This window comes from Pandoraea horticolens, from assembly GCF_902459555.1.
In the GTDB taxonomy this organism is placed as follows: domain Bacteria; phylum Pseudomonadota; class Gammaproteobacteria; order Burkholderiales; family Burkholderiaceae; genus Pandoraea; species Pandoraea horticolens.
On the sequence record NZ_CABPSM010000046.1, the window covers coordinates 1 to 2,766 of the forward strand.

Consider the following 2,766-nt stretch of genomic DNA (forward strand, 5'->3'; position numbering starts at 1 on the left):
AACTCGCAGATGGCTCGAAGTTTCGCATGCTGACAGTTGTCGATGTATTCACGAAAGAAGCCCTGGCCATCGAAGTTGGTCAACGCTTGAGGGGAGAGCATGTGGTGTCGGCGCTCAATCGAATCGCGGCCAGACGCGGCGCTCCTCGGCATATTTTCGTAGACAACGGCAGTGAGTTTTCCGGGCGATTGCTCGACATGTGGGCATATCACCACAAGTCGAAAATCGATTTCAGTCGCCCAGGAAAGCCCACGGACAATTGCCACATTGAGACGTTTAACGGATCATTCCGTGACGAGTGTTTGAACTTGCATTGGTTCGAGACGCTGGACGAAGCGAAGGCGACTATCGAGGCATGGCGCGGGGACTACAACGAGAGTCGGCCTCACTCAGCTCTCAAAGAGCTGGCGCCGGCCGAATTCGCCCGCCAATTGGTGTGTTTACCCGGGCCGACTTGACCCGATACGCCGAAAAACTCGCTCTGGATTTGGCACAGAAAACCCAAGCGGATCAGGGGCCGCGATTCTCTAGACACCCGTGGTACGAAAAAATCCGTCAGGTCACCCGCACCTCGTAGATACAAGCATCTGATCTGGCAAGTGATTTTCCAGTTTGAACTGTCTCGCATCTTCCAGTGATTGCCATGCAAACACAGATGTCAGTCGCGATGGGCGATTCGGAAACGCCGCTCGACGCACGAACTCCCACAGCAACTCGATTGCGGGGTCACCTTCGTCTCAGAAAACGGAATTTAAAGCACGTTAAGACTTTGGCTGCGTCACCAGCTTGCTCTTGGAAAGCAACCTAGCCACCGTTGAGGGGTGAACGTTGAATAGCCTAGCGGCATCGGCGGCGGTTTTTTCGCCGGAGTTGATCAGCTGCACGATCTCTTGCTGCTGCCGTGGTGTGAGTTTAGGGCGGCGACCGCCGATGCGGCCTTCTCCGCGAGCGGCCAACAAGCCGCTACGGGTGCGCTCGCGCAGCATGGCGCGCTCGAACTCGGCGAACGATCCCACGATTTGCATCATCATGCGCCCGGCCGGCGATGTGGTGTCGATGGATTCGGTCAGACTGAGGAATCCCGCGCCTGCCTTTTCCACCGTCTCCATCAGGGTCAGCATGTCCTTAAGCGAGCGTGACAGGCGGTCGAGTTTCCAGACGACCAGCACATCGTCCTTGCGCAACTGATCGAGCAAACGGCTCAGTTCGGGACGGTCCCAGCGGCCCGCCGATGCCTTCTCTTCGAATATCCGTCCGCATCCCGCCGCGCTCAACGCCGCGATCTGTGCCGCGTTGTCCTGGTCCTGGGTGGAGACGCGGGCATAACCGATTCGCATGAGCGCGCTCCTTACTTGACTTCGGTTGTGGTTGGTCCGAGCGGATTTTCCAGTCGCGCTTTCGATAGCGTCACTGCCTCATGCAGCTTTTGCTCCAGCAATTGCCGAGATGGCAAGCCGGTCAGGTACTCGGCGACGTGAATGCCGCTTTGGTCAAGTTCCAGCAGTTCTATCTGTTCACGATTTTTTCCCGTGCAAAGGATAATCCCCAGTGGCGGAGCTTCGCCAGGTTCTTGTTCATTTTTGACCAGCCACCGCAGGTAGAGCTCCATCTGGCCTTTGTCGGCCGCCTTGAATTCGCCGAGCTTCAGCTCGATGGCAACTAGGCGCCGCAAGCGGCGGTTGTAGAACAGCAAGTCGATATAGAAATCATTATTGTCAATTTGCAGCCGTTTTTGGCGGGCGACAAAGCTGAATCCGGCCCCCAGCTCCAACAGGAAATTTTCCAATTCGCGCAGGATGGCGTCTTCGAGATCTTTTTCAAGGTAGCGATCGTGCAGCCCCAGAAAGTCCAGTACATAAGGATCCTTCAGGACGAGGTTCGGGCCGAGCACCCCTTGATCGCGTAAGGTCGCCAGTTCGCTCGTCAGCAATTCGTCAGGCTTGCGCGAGAGCGCTGTGCGCTCGAACAACATGGAATCGAGTCGTCCCTGCAAGGTGCGAGTGCTCCAGCCCTCGCTGCGGCACATTTCCAGATAGAACTCTCGCTTGAGGGGATCGTCGATGTAGATCAGGCTGCGCAAATGGGTCCAGCTCAATTGTCTACTCAGCGCGTAGACAATTTCCTCGACCTCGAAAACCTCGCCAAAGCGCAGCATGTGGCGCAGGTTCTTGGTGCCGAAGCCGCGTCCATGTTCGGCTTCCAATTGTCGTGCCAGCGAAGCGACGAGTTGTTCGCCGTAGCCCGCCCGCTCCCCCTGAAGCACCTCAGCGCGTATGCGCCGACCAATGCGCCAGTAAAGCATGGTCAAGGCCGAATTGACCGTAGCGGCCAGTCCGGCCCGTGCTTCTCCGATCAGGGCGCGGATGTCGCCGACCAAGCCGGTTGTCACTGCTGCAACTTGCGCGTTTTGCGGTTTCACCAGCCTGCTCCTCGATACGGTTCGTTCAGCGCAAACCTGTTGCCAATGCCAGTCATTGTGCAATACATTTGCGCATCAAGCAAACGCCATAGGGATAGCGCGCGGCCACGTCGTTGTGCAAAGGTATGTTTGTGCAACGCCACTCTGATGGGAAGTCACGATGCCGCGCCGTTCGATACTGCCTGCCACTGAGAAGCAGAGGGGCGGCCGGGATTCGTGAATATGTGAAGCTACACATATTCACGAATCCCGACCGTCTCGCATATTAGCCTTAGCGTATCTATGGACTCCACCCGTTTTGCAAGGGACGATCGTCGATGACCAACGGGTAAAGATTGCGCGTATCT

The 2,766-nt window shown here is 56.8% G+C and carries 3 protein-coding genes; 1 reads left to right on the forward strand and 2 read right to left on the reverse strand.

Going from position 1 to position 2,766, the window contains the following annotated elements; all coding sequences use genetic code 11:
* A partial coding sequence (locus tag PHO31112_RS26935; protein WP_150624784.1) for an integrase core domain-containing protein occupies positions 1-458 on the forward strand: 458 nt, incomplete at its 5' end.
* 303 nt (positions 459-761) lie between these two features.
* Here the strand turns inward: PHO31112_RS26935 and PHO31112_RS26940 are convergent.
* Together PHO31112_RS26940 and PHO31112_RS26945 are read right to left on the reverse strand one after the other, a co-directional pair.
* A complete protein-coding gene (locus tag PHO31112_RS26940; RefSeq protein WP_150624786.1) occupies positions 762-1,337 on the reverse strand; it encodes a recombinase family protein in 576 nt (191 codons plus the stop codon).
* An 11-nt stretch (positions 1,338-1,348) separates the two neighbouring features.
* On the reverse strand, positions 1,349-2,419 hold the full coding sequence (locus PHO31112_RS26945) for a PDDEXK nuclease domain-containing protein (RefSeq protein ID WP_246178594.1): 1,071 nt from the start codon (positions 2,417-2,419) through the stop codon (positions 1,349-1,351).
* Positions 2,420-2,766: the final 347 nt, after the last annotated feature.

Excerpts from the sequence above, each read along its gene's own strand:
- PHO31112_RS26940 (WP_150624786.1), bottom strand. The coding sequence starts at position 1,337 with ATGCGAATCGGTTATGCCCGCGTCTCCACCCAGGACCAGGACAACGCG.